The sequence below is a fragment of the Pseudomonadota bacterium genome, assembly GCA_034660915.1.
Classification (GTDB): domain Bacteria; phylum Desulfobacterota; class Anaeroferrophillalia; order Anaeroferrophillales; family Anaeroferrophillaceae; genus DQWO01.
This window is the reverse complement of record JAYEKE010000074.1, coordinates 1-15,856: the sequence shown is the minus strand read 5'-3', so window position 1 is coordinate 15,856 and position 15,856 is coordinate 1. Positions and strand designations below refer to the sequence as shown.

The 15,856-nt window shown below is 49.9% G+C and carries 15 protein-coding genes; 1 reads left to right on the top strand and 14 read right to left on the bottom strand.

Annotation, left to right across the window (positions count from 1 at the left end; translation table 11 throughout):
* Nucleotides 1-50: 50 nt before the first annotated feature.
* Nucleotides 51-344, top strand: a complete 294-nt coding sequence (locus U9P07_04370) for a type II toxin-antitoxin system RelE/ParE family toxin (protein MEA2108635.1) — start codon at nucleotides 51-53, stop codon at nucleotides 342-344.
* Nucleotides 345-535: 191 nt separating this feature from the next.
* Here the strand turns inward: U9P07_04370 and U9P07_04365 are convergent, their stop codons facing one another.
* The 14 genes from U9P07_04365 to U9P07_04300 all read right to left on the bottom strand — a co-directional run bounded on the left by U9P07_04365 (nucleotide 536) and on the right by U9P07_04300 (nucleotide 15,391).
* The gene (locus tag U9P07_04365) at nucleotides 536-1,849 is read right to left on the bottom strand and encodes a carbohydrate porin (GenBank protein MEA2108634.1); all 1,314 of its coding nucleotides are present in this window, start codon (nucleotides 1,847-1,849) and stop codon (nucleotides 536-538) included.
* A 36-nt stretch (nucleotides 1,850-1,885) separates the two neighbouring features.
* Nucleotides 1,886-2,062: a hypothetical protein gene (locus U9P07_04360; GenBank protein ID MEA2108633.1), complete on the bottom strand. Its 177-nt coding sequence runs from the start codon at nucleotides 2,060-2,062 to the stop codon at nucleotides 1,886-1,888.
* A 32-nt stretch (nucleotides 2,063-2,094) separates the two neighbouring features.
* On the bottom strand, nucleotides 2,095-4,176 hold the full coding sequence (feoB, locus tag U9P07_04355) for a ferrous iron transport protein B (GenBank protein ID MEA2108632.1): 2,082 nt from the start codon (nucleotides 4,174-4,176) through the stop codon (nucleotides 2,095-2,097).
* Between the two features lie 78 nt (nucleotides 4,177-4,254).
* Complete coding sequence (locus tag U9P07_04350) at nucleotides 4,255-4,470, bottom strand: FeoA family protein (protein MEA2108631.1); 216 nt, start codon at nucleotides 4,468-4,470, stop codon at nucleotides 4,255-4,257.
* A gap of 29 nt (nucleotides 4,471-4,499) precedes the next feature.
* Complete coding sequence (locus U9P07_04345) at nucleotides 4,500-5,279, bottom strand: metal-dependent transcriptional regulator (GenBank protein MEA2108630.1); 780 nt, start codon at nucleotides 5,277-5,279, stop codon at nucleotides 4,500-4,502.
* A 125-nt stretch (nucleotides 5,280-5,404) separates the two neighbouring features.
* A complete protein-coding gene (locus tag U9P07_04340; GenBank protein MEA2108629.1) occupies nucleotides 5,405-6,274 on the bottom strand; it encodes a cation diffusion facilitator family transporter in 870 nt (289 codons plus the stop codon).
* Nucleotides 6,271-7,209, bottom strand: coding sequence for an RluA family pseudouridine synthase (locus U9P07_04335; GenBank protein MEA2108628.1), 939 nt, complete (start codon nucleotides 7,207-7,209; stop codon nucleotides 6,271-6,273). The genes U9P07_04340 and U9P07_04335 overlap by 4 nt, the downstream gene beginning before the upstream one ends.
* Nucleotides 7,210-7,218: 9 nt before the next feature.
* The gene (locus U9P07_04330) at nucleotides 7,219-9,897 is read right to left on the bottom strand and encodes a valine--tRNA ligase (GenBank protein MEA2108627.1); all 2,679 of its coding nucleotides are present in this window, start codon (nucleotides 9,895-9,897) and stop codon (nucleotides 7,219-7,221) included.
* A complete protein-coding gene (locus tag U9P07_04325; GenBank protein MEA2108626.1) occupies nucleotides 9,894-11,063 on the bottom strand; it encodes a hypothetical protein in 1,170 nt (389 codons plus the stop codon). The genes U9P07_04330 and U9P07_04325 overlap by 4 nt, the downstream gene beginning before the upstream one ends.
* An 86-nt stretch (nucleotides 11,064-11,149) precedes the next feature.
* The gene (locus U9P07_04320; GenBank protein ID MEA2108625.1) at nucleotides 11,150-11,752 is read right to left on the bottom strand and encodes a mechanosensitive ion channel family protein; all 603 of its coding nucleotides are present in this window, start codon (nucleotides 11,750-11,752) and stop codon (nucleotides 11,150-11,152) included.
* Between the two features lie 101 nt (nucleotides 11,753-11,853).
* Nucleotides 11,854-12,501, bottom strand: coding sequence for a 3'-5' exonuclease (locus U9P07_04315; protein ID MEA2108624.1), 648 nt, complete (start codon nucleotides 12,499-12,501; stop codon nucleotides 11,854-11,856).
* A gap of 170 nt (nucleotides 12,502-12,671) precedes the next feature.
* Entirely contained in the window at nucleotides 12,672-13,715 is a 1,044-nt protein-coding gene (locus U9P07_04310) for a deoxyguanosinetriphosphate triphosphohydrolase (protein ID MEA2108623.1), read from the bottom strand.
* 108 nt (nucleotides 13,716-13,823) lie between these two features.
* Nucleotides 13,824-14,681 carry a bifunctional 5,10-methylenetetrahydrofolate dehydrogenase/5,10-methenyltetrahydrofolate cyclohydrolase gene (locus U9P07_04305; protein MEA2108622.1) on the bottom strand — a complete coding sequence of 286 codons (858 nt, stop codon included), beginning with the start codon at nucleotides 14,679-14,681 and terminating at the stop codon, nucleotides 13,824-13,826.
* A gap of 77 nt (nucleotides 14,682-14,758) precedes the next feature.
* Nucleotides 14,759-15,391: a cyclodeaminase/cyclohydrolase family protein gene (locus U9P07_04300; protein MEA2108621.1), complete on the bottom strand. Its 633-nt coding sequence runs from the start codon at nucleotides 15,389-15,391 to the stop codon at nucleotides 14,759-14,761.
* Between the last annotated feature and the right edge of the window lie 465 nt (nucleotides 15,392-15,856).

Genomic DNA, 15,856 nt, shown 5'->3' with positions numbered 1-15,856 from the left:
CCAGGAATTACTTCTCAGGCTGTTTTTGCTGAAGCAGATTTAATTCTGAAATGATACCTGTTATTTTTGATCCCGAGGCAAAATCTGAATTCTTAGATGCGGTACGTTATTATGAGGAATGTCAGCCAGGCCTGGGAGCTAGATTTAAAGAGGCTGTTGAGTCTGCAACAAAAAGTATTTCAACAGCCCCTTTTAGGTATAGGGTTCTACGCAAGCCTTTCAGGCGTTTGCTTTTATTCCAATTTCCATACTCTATCTTTTTTAGTATTGAACCAGACCATATACATATAATTGCAGTCGCACACTCAAAAAGAAAACCAGGATATTGGTTGAAACGTAGTTGAGATTTACGAAAACCTTTACAGAATGATCCGTAGTTTGCCACGGGGAGTTTCACTTTTCTTTGATGTAACTCTTCAACAGGAATGTCAGCAAATTCAAAAGACTGTGTTGCCAGAAAGGGGGCTTTAAGCCCCCCTTTCTGTTCTCTAAAGATTGGTGCTAATTTTTAGATGTGTGGTATATAAAGAAAAAATCAAAAATCAATCTGGGTGCGCAGGCCGAAGACGGAAGCATTGTCGGCATCGCTGTTGCCCGCCGGATTATTAATCCACTGGTAATCGGCGGTCAGGGCAAAATGGTCGTTGAATACCAGGCGATAGTAGAGTTCCAGGTGATGTTCATCATCGTCACTATTGTCGGTATTGTAATCTTCATATTCGCTGCTGATCTTGGCGAAGCCGTAGGCCAGGCCAACAACATCATCATCCCGGTCCCAGAATTTGCCGGCCAGCTGCAGGCCGGCGCTGTAGTGGGTTTCGATTTCATAAATATCTTCATCCTGCCAGGCGGCGCGGGCGAAAACCGTCAGCAGCTCGGGAATTAGCTGCTGGTCAAGGCTGAGACCGAAACCGCTGCCTGTCTGGTCATCATCGCTGCCATCCCACTCTTTATGGTCGGCGTCCATGTACCAGCCGTAAAGGCGGTAATTGCCGTTCAATCCAGCCAGTACCGGTTTAAAATCAATTTCGCCAATGGCGAAAGAGCCGCGGCCGATATCATCCCAGGATGATTCACCATCATCCTGATCGACGGCCATCCAGCCGAAGCTGATATCGACCAGTTCGCTGGGTGAAGCTGTTACCCGGGCTCCGGGACCGTTGTCAGGAAATTCAACCGCCAGGTTGTTGACAAAGCCGGTGGACAGAAACTGGGTAGTTTCATCATTGGCCACTTCGCTGGCGTCAAAATAGTTGGTCAGGTCAATTTTTCCGAAAGTAAAGGTCAGCTTATCTTCAAGCAGGCTTTGTTCATACCAGGCCTCGGTGACGTGGGCGGTTTCATCATCGTCATTGTCATCATTGAAGCCGCTCCAGGTAGCAATACGACCGTCCATTCCCTCAGCGTTGCCGCCTTCGAGGACGATGGCGGTGCTGCCGCCCCAGGAGAAGGATTTGGCCACCTCCAGATCAAAAGAAAAAGAAGCATCGGTGCCGTTGTCATAGCCATATTCATCATCTTCACTGAAGGTTCCCTGGCCGATCATGGTGATATCAGCGCCGATTTCAATGCCGCCCAGGGCGTCCTTGATCTCTTCCAGGCCGGCATTGATTTTTTCCTGGGTTTCAATCTTTTCATTCTGGCGGGAGACTTGCTGCTGCTGGTTGGCCAGCAGTCTGTCCTGCCGGGCAACTTTTTGTTCCAGCTGCTCCAGTTTGGCTTTCAAGTTTTGCAGTTCACTCAGCAGTTCATCGCTAGCCGCATGGGTTGGAACCACCTGCAGGCAGAGCAGCAGCAGCGGTAGTATCAGTGCCATTGAGATGAACCATTTTGTTGTGTTTTTCAGCATGTCCATTTTCCTCCTTTTTTGTTGTGATTATTGATTTTACTTATCTTTTTTACTGGTTGCCGGTTTTATCGTCGTACCACAGCCATAGCATCCCTGACAACCGCCATCATGGGCGCAGCCGGATTGGTCATTGTTTTTGAAAGTCTGTCTCCAGGCCCGGCCGGTGAATAACAGGGCCAGGCTGACAAGAGTGATGATGCCGATGATTTCCATTTTCTTTTTCCTTTCATGTCTTGCTGTAACGTTTAAACCCCAATCTGCAGCCAGGTACCGATTTGAAAAACCAGGAAGGTTATTATCCAGGCCATTAAGGTCAGGGCGGCCAGTTGAAAAAATGCCCAGCGCCAGGAATTGGTTTCCCGTTTGGTGACCGCGATGGTAGCCATGCAGGGGGCGCTGATCAGGCAGAAGAGCATGATGCAAAAGCCGATCAGGGGATTGTAGCGTTGTTGCAGTTTTTCCCGCAGGGAGACGGATTCTTCATCCGCTTCGCCGAGGGAATACACAATGCCCAGCTGGGAGACAAAGACTTCCTTGGCGGCGAAAGCGCCAATCAATGCCGTACCGATGCGCCAGTCGAAACCCATGGGCTTTAACACCGGTTCCAGCCAGTGACCGACGCGGCCGGCAGCGGAATTGGCTAGCTGAAGTTCCTGGCGGGCTTCATCCGAATGAAGAGCCGCCAATTTGTCTGCCGGAATGCCGGGATAGGTGGTCATGGCCCAGAGGATAATGGAAATGGCCAGGATGATGGTTCCCGCCTTTTTCAGATACAGCCAGACTCTCTCCCAGGTGTGAATAATAATGGATTTCAAGGTCGGCAGGCGATAGGGCGGCAGCTCCATAACAAAGGGCGCGTCTTCACCTTTGAACAAAGTGGCCCGCAGCAGCCAGGCGGAGAGCATCATCAGGATGATGCCGATCACGTAGATGAGCCAAAGCATGGGGGCCTGCCAGGTTTGGGGAAAAAATGCCGGAATGATCAGGGCATAAATGGGCAAGCGGGCGCCGCAGCTCATCAGTGGGGTCACCATAATAGTGGTCAGCCGGTCGCGTTCGTTCTCAATGGTCCGGGTAGCCATAATGGCGGGTATGGAGCAGCCGAAACCGGTAAGCAGAGGAATGAAACTTTTGCCGTGCAGGCCGATTTTATGCATCACCCGGTCCATAATAAACGCCGCCCGGGCCATGTATCCGGTCCCTTCAAGGATAGCGATAGCCAGGAATAGCATGATGATATTGGGGAGAAAAATCACCACCCCGCCAACGCCGCCGATGATGCCGTCTACTACCAGAGATAACAGCGCACTGTCCTGATTTCCCGGCCAATGGGCGGTAATTATCCCTCCCAGCCGGGAAAAGCCGGTATCGATCCAATCCATCGGAGGCCCGCCTACCGTAAAGGTCAGATAGAATACCAGGTACATGAGCAGGAGGAAAATGGGCAGCCCCAGAGCTCGGTTAAGTATTACCTGATCTATTCTGTCCGATATGCTGCGCCGGTCGCCAGCCGGAGTGCTGGTGGTTTCCTGGATCAGGCCGGCGATAAAACCGTAACGCCATTCGGTAATCAACATTTCCGGAGCTTCATCCAGGTGAACGGCCAGTTTTTGATATATGCGGTCAACGCTGTTTTTGAAAACTTCCGGGGCCGGATCGGCCTGGCTCAGGGTTTCCAGCAAGGTGTTGTCATTCTCCAGCATTTTTGTTGCCAGCCATCTTTTTGGAAGATTTGGCAAAGGATTAGTGGTAATCATGGCTGCTATCTCGCTGATTGCCTGTTCAATATCCTCTTGGTAGGGGATGGGCCGTGGCGCTGATTTTTTTTGGTTGGTGGCCACCGCGACGATCATATCCAGAAGCTCATCTTTGCCTTTTCCTTTTGTTCCGACCATCGGCACAACCGGTACCCCGAGCAGCTCTTCCAGTGCCTCCAGATCGATTTTTGTTTTCTGCCCGGCAACCATGTCCATCATGTTGAGGACAATGATCAGGGGGGTGTCCATTTCCATCATCTGGGTGGCTAAAAGCAGGTTTCTTTCCAGGTTGGAAGCATCGACGATATCAACCACCACCTGTGGTTGTTCGTGGATGAGAAAATCCCTGGCTACAACTTCTTCAACTGAATGGGCCGTGAGACTGTAGGTGCCGGGCAGGTCCGTGATGAGCAACTCATGGTCACGATGTTTGCAGCTTCCTTCTTTCTTTTCCACCGTCACCCCGGGATAGTTGCCGATATGCTGGCGGGCGCCGGTGAGCAGATTGAAAATCGTTGATTTTCCACTGTTCGGATTGCCGGCCAGCGCCACGGAAATCTTGTTTTTCATGGGTATACCTCCAAATAATTCTATAATATAAATATAGTTAGTTATACCTAATTATATAAGCAAAAAAAATATTTGCGATTATCTGACGGTGATTTTTTCCGCCATCCGCCGTCCCAACATCAGTCGACTGCCGCCAATCTGGATAAGCAGCGGTCCCCGGCTTTCTCTTCTGAGGACCTGGATCAATGCTCCGGGGAAGATGCCTAACTCCGCCATCCGGTGCCGAAAACGCTGGCCGGCACTGAGGTTTTCCACCAGTACTTTTGAGCCGGTTTCAATATGTGCTAAACTCATGGTAACTCCTTTTTTTCGGTATGCAGTCATTATTTTATAATTTTTTCAATTTTGATGCCGGCAGCCTCCTCGCGGCGTAAACTTAAGTGGTAGCCTTTAACCCTGACCTCGATAGGATCGCCCAGAGGGGCTATTTTTTCCACCGTGATCGTACTTCCCGGGGTAAACCCCATTTCCATTAATCGTTTTCCCGTTGGTCCGGCTCCCCGGACTGTGATGATGGTGCCTTGTTCCGAAGGCTTGAGTTCCGCTAAGGTTACATTCATTGATGTTTCTCCTTTTGGTGCTGATGTGTTTGTCCGGCGGGGACAAATATTTGTCAGCCAGCTGTTGAAACGTTGCTCACATTGGCAGGAACGGGAACCGGTTTCATAAAAATGGTGAAACTCTTTTATCCAGTCCATCCCTCCCCGGGGACATTCTTTCAGAAAATAAATAAAGCTGATGATCCGTTGGAGTACCTCCTCATCAATCGCGTGTTCAAGGCGATGGGCATTGATTTCGGCCTCATCCGGGGGCAACGCCAGGATGGCAGTGAGGAAATCAAGCAATACCTGGTGCTTTTGAGCTAACTGTTCGCCAATGGTAGTGCCGGTTTCCGTCAGGGTAACATAGCTGTATGGCTGATAATGAATCAATTCTTTCGCCGCCAGGCTTTTTAAAGCTGCGGTAACCGTAGACAGGCCGACCCGCAGTTTTTTGGCAATGGTATTGACCCGGGCTACCTGCTGGGTTTTGATAATCTGATAAATGGCAGACAGGTAATCTTCCTGAGTTGGCGAAAGATCAGGAGTTATGACATTGGTCATTGTTTGATCCTTATCAGTATGTTAATGCTCCCTAACAAAATGCACTATAAAAAACTTTATTCTGATTGTCAAGAAAAAAATTAGCGGGAAAATTTTGTGATATAATAAAATGAACTTAGGGGGAGTTAGTTTTTGTTTCCAGGTTCTATATGGATAATAATATTAAGAGGATAGTCGAGGGTTTCTTTAAGGAATCCTTCCAGTCGATGGGACAGATTGTGGCTGTCGACAACGCGCATGTTGCCGTCAACCAGGATATGAAAATCAAGAAAAATCTCCCTGCCCACCTGCCTGGTACGCAGCTGGTGCCAGGAAATAATGTCGGGAAAACGGTTGATGGCGTCTTCGATTTCCTGCTGGATGGCCGGTGAAATGGCGCTTTCCAGCAACTGGCCAAGGTCCTGACGGGTCAAACGAAAAGCCACATAGGCGATCATCATGCCGACAATAAAACCAGCGGAGGGATCGCCCCGGGTCCAGCCCAGACAGCCGGCCAGGGCACCGATAAGGACCACCATGGATGACAGGGCATCGGAGCGGTGATGCCAGGCATTAGCCTGGAGGGCCGGGCTGTGTAGCCGGGTTCCCAGGTTTATGGTTTTCCGATAGGCAAATTCCTTGCCGATCATTGACAGGAGGGCAATGGCAATTACCCAGCGCTCATTGATGATATGCGGCGCTTCCTGGAGAAAACAGAAAAATGCTTTTTTCATGATGCCAAAGCTGACGAAAAACAGCAGGGCGGCCACCAGCAGGGATGCCATGGTTTCCAGTTTTCCATGGCCGTAGGGATGTCCCTTGTCAGCCGGTCTGGCAGCCAGTGAAAGGCCCCAGAGGATAATGAAATCGGTGATTAAGTCTGAAATTGAATGAATGCCGTCAGCCACCAGGGCCAGGGAGGAAAACAGCAAGCCGCCTACCAGTTTGGCGACGATGAGAATAATATTAACTCCCATTCCCAGGTAAATAACCTGCTTTTCCTGACTCCTAATCATAATGCTTTATTCCAATCGATGGGAGCGGTAAACTGCCGGCCGTCGGGAAACTGCAGTTGAAAAGCATGCAGCAGCAGGCGGCCGGTTTGCTCATCAATGGCTTTGTTCTCTGGTTGACCATAGAGAAGGTCTCCGACCAGGGGATGACCGGAAAGGGCTGAATGGACCCGTAATTGGTGCATAACCCCGGTTTTCATGGTCAGTTGGACCTCGGTAGATGCGGAAAAATAACTAAGTGGTTCTATTATGGTTGTCGCTGAGAAACGACGGCCGGTAAAATGATCTGGAATAACGGTGCTCATCCGTTCAGGGTATTGCGGATGATGAATTAAGGGAGTATCGATGGTCAGGGGGGCGGCAACAATCCCGTGGACGATACCCAGGTAGATCTTGGTAAGCTGTCTGGTGCTAAATAACTGCCGGTATTTTTTCCAGCTTTTTTGGCTTTTTGCTACCAGTACGAGGCCTGAAGTGTCGCGATCCAGGCGGTTCAGCAATCCCGGCTGTAAGGGACTGAAACCAATTCCGTTGAGCGTGGGATATGTGGCTATCAGACCATTGGCCAGGGTCCCAAGCTCGTTTCCGTTCAGGGGATGGGTATGGATTCCGGCTGGCTTGTCGATGACCAGTAATTCATCATCTTCAAAGATGATTACCGGTTTGATGGTTGTGTCAGCCCTTGGTGGGCCGGGGGTTAAAGACGCCGGCAGCCAGGCCGGCAGGTTTACCCTGGCAGAGTTTGAAAGGATACTTCCTTTGCGTCCCACTTGACCGTCCACAGACACCTTGGCAGTATTGATGGCCTGCTTCCATTTTTTTACCGATATATCAGGGAAATGTTGATGGAGAAAATGGTCCAGGCGAACCTGGGCGCCGGTATGTTCCAGGGTAAGGAACGCATTTGGGGCTGACAGCTCCTGGCTGGGATTTGACATGGTCAAATGTTAACGGTCAGCGGCGGCCAGCTGCATGATTTTTTCCAGGCTGTCTGTAACTTTGGCCGCTTTAGACGCCAGTTCCTCCTGCTTGGCTTTTTCCTTGGCCACTACTTCTGCGGGAGCCTTAGCCAAAAATTTTTCATTGGCCAGTTTTTTTTCCACCTGGGCCAGTTCTTTTTGAGCTTTGGCCAGTTCCTTGTTTAATCGGGTGGTTTCCAACTCGAAATCGATAATACCGGCCAGGGGGACGTAGATTTCCATTTCGGCTTCCAGGGTTGAAGCGGCTTGGGCCGGTGGCTTCCCGCCATGGCTGCAACTGAAGGATTTCAACCGGCCCAGGTTGCGGATATAGGGGGCGGCGGCATTGATTTCGTCCGCTGTTTCAGCCGTGGCGCAGCAGACAATGGCTTCCACCTTAAGCGATGGCGGCAGTTCCATTTCACCGCGGATGTTGCGAACGCCGCCAATGACGGCCATGGCCTGTTCCATTTTCTGGACTGCTTCCGGCTGCCGGTGGTCTGTTTCAATTGTTGGAAAATCAGCCCGCATGATTGAGTCGCTAGTTCCCGGTAATTTTTGCCAGATTTCCTCGGTGATAAAGGGCATGATCGGGTGTAAAAGCCGCACCAGGGCGGAAAGGGTGTAAAGGAGAACCGATTGGGTGGCGGCCCGGCGTATATGGTCATCATCCTGGAATAGGTCAGGTTTAATCAGTTCCAGGTACCAGTCGCAGAATTCATGCCAGGTAAACTGGTAAACGGCCTGGGCCGCTTCGTTGAAACGATATTGGGTAAAGGCTTCATCTACTGCCACAATGGTTTCCCGGAGCCGGTGAAGAATCCAGTGGTCAGCCAGCGAATAATCAACAGGGTCAATCCTGGTGTCCGGTTGAAAACCGTCCAGGTTCATCAGGGCGAAACGGGCTGCGTTCCAGATCTTGTTGCAGAAATTGCGGTAGCCGCTGATCCGGGCTTCGGACATACTAACGTCCCGCCCCTGGGCGGCGAAGGCGGTAAGAGTAAAACGCAGGGCGTCGGTGCCGTACTTGTCGATCATAATCAGGGGGTCAATAACATTCCCCTTTGACTTGCTCATTTTCTGGCCGTGCTCATCGCGAACCAGGGCATGGATGTAGACATCATGAAAGGGTACTTCCCCCATGAATTTCAGTCCCATCATCATCATGCGAGCCACCCAGAAAAAGAGAATATCAAAGCCGGTTACCAGTACCGAAGTGGGGTAGAATATTTCCAGCTCCCTGGTTTTTTCCGGCCAGCCCATGGTGGAAAATGGCCAGAGGCCGGAGGAAAACCAGGTGTCCAGTACATCAGTTTCCTGCTCCAGGTTGGTGCTCTGGCAACGGGGGCAATGGTCCGGATCGGTGCGGGAGACGATGATTTCATGACATTCCTGGCAGTACCAGGCCGGTATCCGGTGTCCCCACCAGATCTGCCGGGAAATGCACCAGTCCCTGATATTTTCCATCCAGTTGAAATAGGTTTTCTCCCAGCTGGCGGGAATGATTTTTGTTCTGCCATCTCGTACAGCGGCAATGGCATCTTCTGCCATTGGTTTTATTTTTACGAACCACTGGTTGGAGAGATAGGGTTCGATAACACAGCGGCAGCGGTAGCAATGGCCGACATTGTGGCCGTAAGCAACTGTCCGGTTTAATAAATTCTGAGCTTGTAGATCTTTGACCACCCTGGTCCGGCACTCTTCGCGGGTCAACCCCTGGTAAATGCCAGCGTTTTCATTCATCTTACCGTCTTCGTCCATCACTGTGATGGACGGCAGATTATGATGCTGGCCGATGTCAAAATCGTTGGGGTCATGGGCCGGGGTTATTTTGACGGCGCCGGAGCCGAATTCCTTGTCCACGTAAGCATCGGCAATAATCGGGATGCGGCGGTTCATCAGGGGCAAGATGACTTCGGAGCCGATTAAATCCCGGTACCGTTCATCCTCCGGGTTGACGGCCACCGCCGTGTCCCCAAGCATGGTTTCCGGCCGGGTGGTAGCGACGATGATTTCACCGCTGCCGTCAGCCAGGGGATATTTCAGCTCCCATAATGAGCCTTCGTGTTCTTCATATTCCACTTCCAGGTCGGAAAGGGCTGTGTGGCAGCGGGGACACCAGTTGGTGATATAATCACCCTGGTAAATCAGTCCCTCTTCGTACAGGGTAACAAAAACTTCCCGTACCGCTTTTGAGAGACCTTCATCCATGGTGAACCGTTCACGGTTCCAGTCACAGGAGGCTCCCAAACGGCGCAACTGATTTAGAATGGTGCTTCCCGATTCCTGACGCCATTTCCAGACTTGTTCAATGAATTTTTCCCTGCCAAGCTGGTGGCGGTCCAGACCTTCCGCGTGGAGTTGTCGCTCGACTACGTTCTGGGTGGCGATTCCGGCGTGGTCGGTTCCCGGCATCCAGAGAACGTTGTCACCTTTCAGCCGTCGGTAGCGGGCCAGGATATCCTGGAGGGTGTTATTAAGTGCATGGCCCATATGCAGGGAGCCGGTGATGTTGGGAGGCGGAATCACCATGGAAAACGGCGGTCGGTTACTGTCGGTGCGGGCGGCAAAACAGTCCTGCTCTTCCCAGAATGCGTACCATTTATCTTCAACCAGATTGGGATCGTAGGTTTTATCCAGGTTTATCGGTTCGTGATTAGAGGTCATTTATGGTCATCCTCAATTTTATCTTCCAGTCGTTTGATTTCAGTTTTAATTATTTTTTCCGCCAGCGGCGGGATGATTTCCCTGGCCACCTGTTCCACAATGGTGGGGGCCATATCGCCGAGAGCCTGGATTAGTTTATCCATGCTGGCATAGGTGCTGACCAACATTTTTTTGCTCCATTCCTGGGTGAGGCCTTCGATTTGTTTAGAGAAATCAACCGTTTGCGGTTCGGTGAACACTGATGTCCGGGCAGTTTCCGATTCAGTTGCCAGGGGCGTGGATTCTGATTCTGGAGTTCCTGTAAAGGATTTATTTCCCTGCTGGGGGTCATGCGGCGTCAGATAATCTTCCGGTCTTTCAGGGGGGAACTCTTCAGGGGCTGCAGTTGTTTCTGATTCTGCATCCAAGGTTTTTTCAATGGTTTCTTTAATCGGACCTTTTTCCGTCTGGTCGGCAGTCGGGCTCTCATCAGAAACGGAGAGATCGGTTGCCATTTTTGTTTCATCGCCGGCGGCAAATACCAATTCATCGATGGCTGCGTCACTGGGAAAAGCAATGTCCTCCTCAAGTTCTTTATCCTCCGGCATCTCAGCACCTTGAGTCGTGACCGTCTCCGGGGGAGGTGAATCTAGGTTATCTGTCAGGTTAAGCTGGTCCAGCGGTATTCCTTCTTCCACCATATCCGTGAGTTCTATGATAGTACCTTCCTGGCTGTTTGCCACCTCAGGTTCCTGCAGCGTCTCATTTGTTTTGCTCATATCCATGTCCTGGTTCTGTCCGTGGTTGTTGATTGCCTGTGGTGCCACACGCTGCAAAATAGCCAGCAAATCAGCACGGGTAAATGGCTGGGTGAGAATATTCTCAGTATTGATTTCAGGAAATGATTCATCAAAGGGTTCAAAAAAAGTCTTGATGACAATCAGTGGAGTATCCTGCCAGGTGAGATCATCTTGCAGTCTCTTTGTCAGACTGGCACTTTTTTCTCCGGTAGGGTAGTTGGCGTCTAACAGGATCAGTTCCGGTTTGATGCTTTTAAGCCGCTTGAAAAATAGTTCTGGATCAGTCAATAATTGAACGGTAACATCGGTTTCCGACAGCTCCTGTTTGATAAAAGTTGCCAGCGACTGACTGGTTGTGGCAACCACGATTATGACGGATGTTTCCATGAATTTTTCTCCCTTATTCAGATGGCATTACTTACCGCAAAAAAAGGGATATTGCAACCGGTTGCTTATGAATTATTTCCCGGGGTTTACATTGTCCGGTCGTTGGCCGGCAGGGTTTTAATGTGTATATCCTGCTGGGGAAACGGAATCGTGATGCCGGCCTCCATAAGGTCTTTGTAAATGTTCTGGTTGACCTGAAAAAGAGTTTGGAAATATTCGTTGGTCGGTACCCAGTAGCGCATGCCGATGGCGATAGCCGAATCAGCAAATTCCTGAATGCCAATTTGAGGTTTAGGTTCTTTGACCACCTGGGGGAAACGTTCCAGAGTTTTGTTGATGATCTCAATGGCCTCATCGGGATTGTCATGATAGGCAATGCCGATGGAACCTTCCACCACCCGGTTGGCGAATGAATTACAAAGAATCTCACCGACAATATGCTTGTTGGGGATGGTGATTTCTTCGCCGTCTTCGGTGTCAAGGATGGTGCGGGTCAGGGTGATCTCCTTGACGATGCCGCTGACTCCCTGGATGGTGATGGTATTGTCGACCACAAACGGGCGGGTCAGGATAATGGTGATCCCGGCACCGAAGTTGGAAAGAGGGCCCTGCAGGGCAAAGGTACAGCCGAAGGCGAGAGCGCCAAGGGCGGCAATAAAGGGGGCAATGGAAATGCCAAATTTACCCATTCCATCAGCACTTCATAAAGCTTTTGCAGGGCTGCCAAATCTTCTCCCATGATAAACTCCTTTGTGTGTGTGGTAGAGTTTCCTTTAAATTCTGCTCCTGGTCAACAATTTTTACCCGCAAGTTTTTCAAGATATTCCGGCGCTTTTGCCTTGGTTATTTTGGATAATCTTTGCATCAGGTCAAATGATACCTGGTTAACGGCAAAAACTTTCCTGATTTTATTAATCATTGAAAGCCAAAGATGACCGGTCATCTCGGCATCAGCGAGGGCTCGGTGAAAGGTTCCATCGGTAGGAATATTACAGTACCGAACGAGTGTTCCCAGTTTATGATTGGGTGCATCCGGATACAGCCTTCGAGCTACCAGCATGGAACAGGCCATATTGCTGTTTCGTGATTTTCCGATAACGCTGAATTCTGAGTCAAGGAATTTTCTGTCAAATGATGCGTTATGGGCGACAAGGGGGTGATCACCGATGAACTTTGCAAACTGTTCCATGACTTCTCCGCAGGGTGGTGCGTCCTTTACCATCTTGTTACTGATGCCGGTGTATGATTCGATAAAGGAATTAATCCGAAAACCAGGGTTCATCAAGCTTTGAAAACGATCAGTGACCCGGTTGTTTTCAATCAGGACCGCCCCGATTTCAATGGCCCGGTCACCGTATTCCGGCGATAAACCAGTCGTCTCGAAATCAAGAACAATGACGGAAAAGTTACCCGGTGAGACTTGTTCGTATACTGACATTAAAAACCTTTCTGCTATCTAAATTAAGGATTTTTACCGCTATCTGTTGCCAGTCCTTACATGAAAAAACTACTATCCTAAAGTCATAATCTTCTTTTGGTGGGATGATAATTTCCTGATAGTCAGGATTTGCCGGTTCAAGGTAGTGCTTTCATTTTGTTGAAGACCAGCTACTTGATTAACCAGGGCTGGGGCAGAAATATTTTTTCATAAAGGGAAAAGGCGTAGCGGTCAGTCATCCCGGCAATGAAATCACAGACATTCTGTTCCAGGCTCGCGGTATCCAGATAGGCTTGGTAGTGTTGTTCCCGAAAGGTATCCGGATTGTCAATGAAAAACTGGTAGAGATCTTCCAGCAGCCGTTTTGCCTTGATGAAATCAGTGTGGACTATTGTGCTGTCATAGACCCGTTCATAAAGGAAATCGCGCAGCAGGCTAATGGACTCCAGAATTTTCGGGCTGATCATCAATCGGGCTTCAGCTTCACGGCTGCTGTCAATAATATCAGTTACCATGGTATTGATTCGTTGGCTGTTGCGTTCCCCCAGTAATCGGCTGCAGGACGCCGGTATATCATCCCGGTCGATCACCCGGGCCCGGATAGCATCGTCGATATCGTGATTTACATACGCAACAATATCAGCCAGCCTGACAATCTGTCCTTCCAGAGTGAAGGCGGAACAGTTGGAATCATCTGATAATATATCGCCTTTGCCTTTCGAGTGTTTAACAATACCGTCCCTTACTTCCAGAGTCAGGTTCAGACCCCGGCCTTCCTTTTCCAGGATTTCAACCACCCTCAGACTTTGAAAGAAATGGCGAAAACCACCAGGGTGCAGCTGGTCAAGGACGGCTTCCCCGGCGTGGCCGAAAGGAGTATGGCCAAGATCATGACCAAGGGCGATAGCCTCGGTAAGGTCTTCGTTGAGTTGCAAAGCTCTGGCAATGGTGCGGGCAATCTGGGAAACTTCCAGAGTATGGGTCAGGCGGGTGCGGTAATGGTCGCCGCTGGGGGAGAGGAAAACCTGGGTTTTATGCTTCAGCCGCCGGAACGATTTGCTGTGAATGATCCGGTCCCGGTCATGTTGAAAAGCCATTCGGTAGGCGTCTTCCGCCTCCTGGTGTTGCCTGCCTTTTGATTGGCTGCTTAATGTCGCATGGGGGGAAAGGTAGAGCTTTTCCCGGGTTTCCAGTTTTTGTCTGATAGTGCTCATACCTGTCTCCGGGTTCTGAGCGGCTGAAAAGAAAAAGCCCGGCGGGGCCGGGCTTTAAAAAAGCTTATTTTTTTAACCGTGCCGAGCGTATTAACCGTGCCGAGCGTATTAACCGTGCTGTAATTCACAGGCCATAATGGTTTGTTTACAGAGGACGGCAGTGGTAACGGAGCCGACTCCAGCCGGTACCGGGGTTATCTTTTCAACGATAGGTTCAACTTCAGCAAAGTCAACATCGCCACAGTATTTTCCCGGTCTGTCCGGATCTTCGTTGATGCCGACGTCAATGACAATCTGTCCGGGTTTGACGAAATTGGCCTTGACCATTTTTGCCCGGCCGACAGCGGCAATCAGAATTTCGGCTTCCCGGCAGACGCCAGGTAAATCCAGAGTCCTGGAATGGCATAGGGTTACGGTGCCATGCTCACGCAGCAGCAACATGGCCACCGGTTTGCCGACTACCAGCGAGCGCCCAAGGACGACGCACCGTTTCCCTTTGATGGGAATGTTGTAAAAATGCAGCATATCCATGCAGGCGGCCGGCGTACAGGGAGGCATTCCAGTGGGGTCATCAGCGAATATTTTAGCGGCGCCGCCCAAAGTCAGGCAGTCCACGTCTTTTGCCACCGGAATCATGGTTCTGATTTTTTTCTCATCCAGATGTTTGGGCAATGGGGCAAACATCAGAATGCCATTGATGGCCTTGTTGTTTCCCACTTCAATGATTGCCTGCTCAAAATCTTCCTGGCTGATATCTTCCGGATATTCAAAGACCTGGTAGGCCATGTCGACGACATCACAAGTTTTTTTGGCGCCACCTTCATAGAAAAGATCATCAGGACGGGCACCGACCCGGACAATACCCAGGGTGGGAGTGATGCCGCGTCCTTTCAGGGCCGCGACTTTTTGTTTCAATTCTTCCTTCATCGCGTCAGCGACGGGTTTACCTTTCAATACTTCTGCCATTATGCTTCCTCCAAAACTTTAATATTTGCTGAAATTTTTTGCGCTGCTATACATCAATTACTTTTACAGTTATCGCTTTACTTAGTCAGCTTTCCGATGACCAGTTTCAGGGTTTCATCGGCAATGCGCTGACCATCTTCCAGCAACTGGTTCATTTCTGCTCTGGTTTTGCCGACAAAATCCTGATTTTTAATGGTATTCAGATTGATGATTACGTTCAGGCTGCCGCTGATTAAGGCCGCGTTCATGAAGGCTACGCCGCAGGCAACGTCGGAGATGGCCAGCATGGTGCCAATTTGTCCCATGCGTTCATGGATTTTGATGCCGGCATATGCCTGGCGCATGATTTCAATGGGTACCGAGCAGGCTTCAATACTGCATTTCTCCATGGTTTCGGCTTTGAACTGCTGCTGCTCAGGGGTGTCTTTCGGCAATCCGTAGGCCTTGGAGAGGGGTGCGAATACTTCGGCGTCCTTGTCCACCAGATTTTCAAGGGCAGCGATGACCTGATTACCTTTTTCAATCAGTACCTTCACCTCATCTTCCACTTCAGCATACTTCTTTTTGCCGACCGTAAGATTCCCGACCATATTGGAGAGGGCCATTCCGATTGCACCACCCAGTGCCGCGGCACCACCACCACCGGGGACTGCGGCTTTTGATGCCAGAACTTCGTTGAATTCCTTGCAGGTCTTATCTAGCATTGACATGTTTTGTACCTCCTTTAACGGTTATTTCAAGATTGTTTTGAATAAACTGTTTTGTGAAAATAGCGGTAATTACTATGAATAAAATGATAAATGGGTGACGAAACTGCTTTTTTATATTGCCATTGGATCCAGCCTGCCCGGCGCGGATAGGGTGGAAAAGCGGGAAAAAGTATGGCTGAAAGTTCAATCAAACCAGAGAAAAACAAGCAGAAACTAGAGTTCGCTTACAATGGATAGCCCTTGTTTGTCAAGTGAAAATAGCCGCAGACTCAGGGATTCATAGTTAACCTGTAGGAAGACCCAAAAAGGGACGTTGTTGACTTATTGATTTAACTAAGGGAGGGCGGGGGAAATTGGAAGCGGGGTCACCGTGATTGGGGACATTCTTGAGTTTCGCGTTAAAAGCAAATTCAAGCTGTTTCTCCACTGGGCGAGCGATAGTCAAGAGTGTCCCCCCGCGAAGCA

Bases quoted from the DNA above. Each gene is read 5' to 3' on its own strand.
- U9P07_04305 (MEA2108622.1), bottom strand. From the start codon at position 14,681: ATGGCAGAAGTATTGAAAGGTAAACCCGTCGCTGACGCGATGAAGGAA.
- U9P07_04370 (MEA2108635.1), top strand. From the start codon at position 51: ATGATACCTGTTATTTTTGATCCCGAGGCAAAATCTGAATTCTTAGAT.
- U9P07_04330 (MEA2108627.1), bottom strand. From the start codon at position 9,897: ATGACCTCTAATCACGAACCGATAAACCTGGATAAAACCTACGATCCC.
- U9P07_04310 (MEA2108623.1), bottom strand. From the start codon at position 13,715: ATGAGCACTATCAGACAAAAACTGGAAACCCGGGAAAAGCTCTACCTT.
- U9P07_04325 (MEA2108626.1), bottom strand. From the start codon at position 11,063: ATGGAAACATCCGTCATAATCGTGGTTGCCACAACCAGTCAGTCGCTG.
- U9P07_04335 (MEA2108628.1), bottom strand. From the start codon at position 7,209: ATGTCAAATCCCAGCCAGGAGCTGTCAGCCCCAAATGCGTTCCTTACC.
- U9P07_04340 (MEA2108629.1), bottom strand. From the start codon at position 6,274: ATGATTAGGAGTCAGGAAAAGCAGGTTATTTACCTGGGAATGGGAGTT.
- U9P07_04365 (MEA2108634.1), bottom strand. From the start codon at position 1,849: ATGCTGAAAAACACAACAAAATGGTTCATCTCAATGGCACTGATACTA.
- U9P07_04315 (MEA2108624.1), bottom strand. From the start codon at position 12,501: ATGTCAGTATACGAACAAGTCTCACCGGGTAACTTTTCCGTCATTGTT.
- U9P07_04345 (MEA2108630.1), bottom strand. From the start codon at position 5,279: ATGACCAATGTCATAACTCCTGATCTTTCGCCAACTCAGGAAGATTAC.
- feoB (MEA2108632.1), bottom strand. From the start codon at position 4,176: ATGAAAAACAAGATTTCCGTGGCGCTGGCCGGCAATCCGAACAGTGGA.
- U9P07_04360 (MEA2108633.1), bottom strand. From the start codon at position 2,062: ATGGAAATCATCGGCATCATCACTCTTGTCAGCCTGGCCCTGTTATTC.
- U9P07_04320 (MEA2108625.1), bottom strand. From the start codon at position 11,752: ATGGGTAAATTTGGCATTTCCATTGCCCCCTTTATTGCCGCCCTTGGC.
- U9P07_04300 (MEA2108621.1), bottom strand. From the start codon at position 15,391: ATGTCAATGCTAGATAAGACCTGCAAGGAATTCAACGAAGTTCTGGCA.
- U9P07_04350 (MEA2108631.1), bottom strand. From the start codon at position 4,470: ATGAGTTTAGCACATATTGAAACCGGCTCAAAAGTACTGGTGGAAAAC.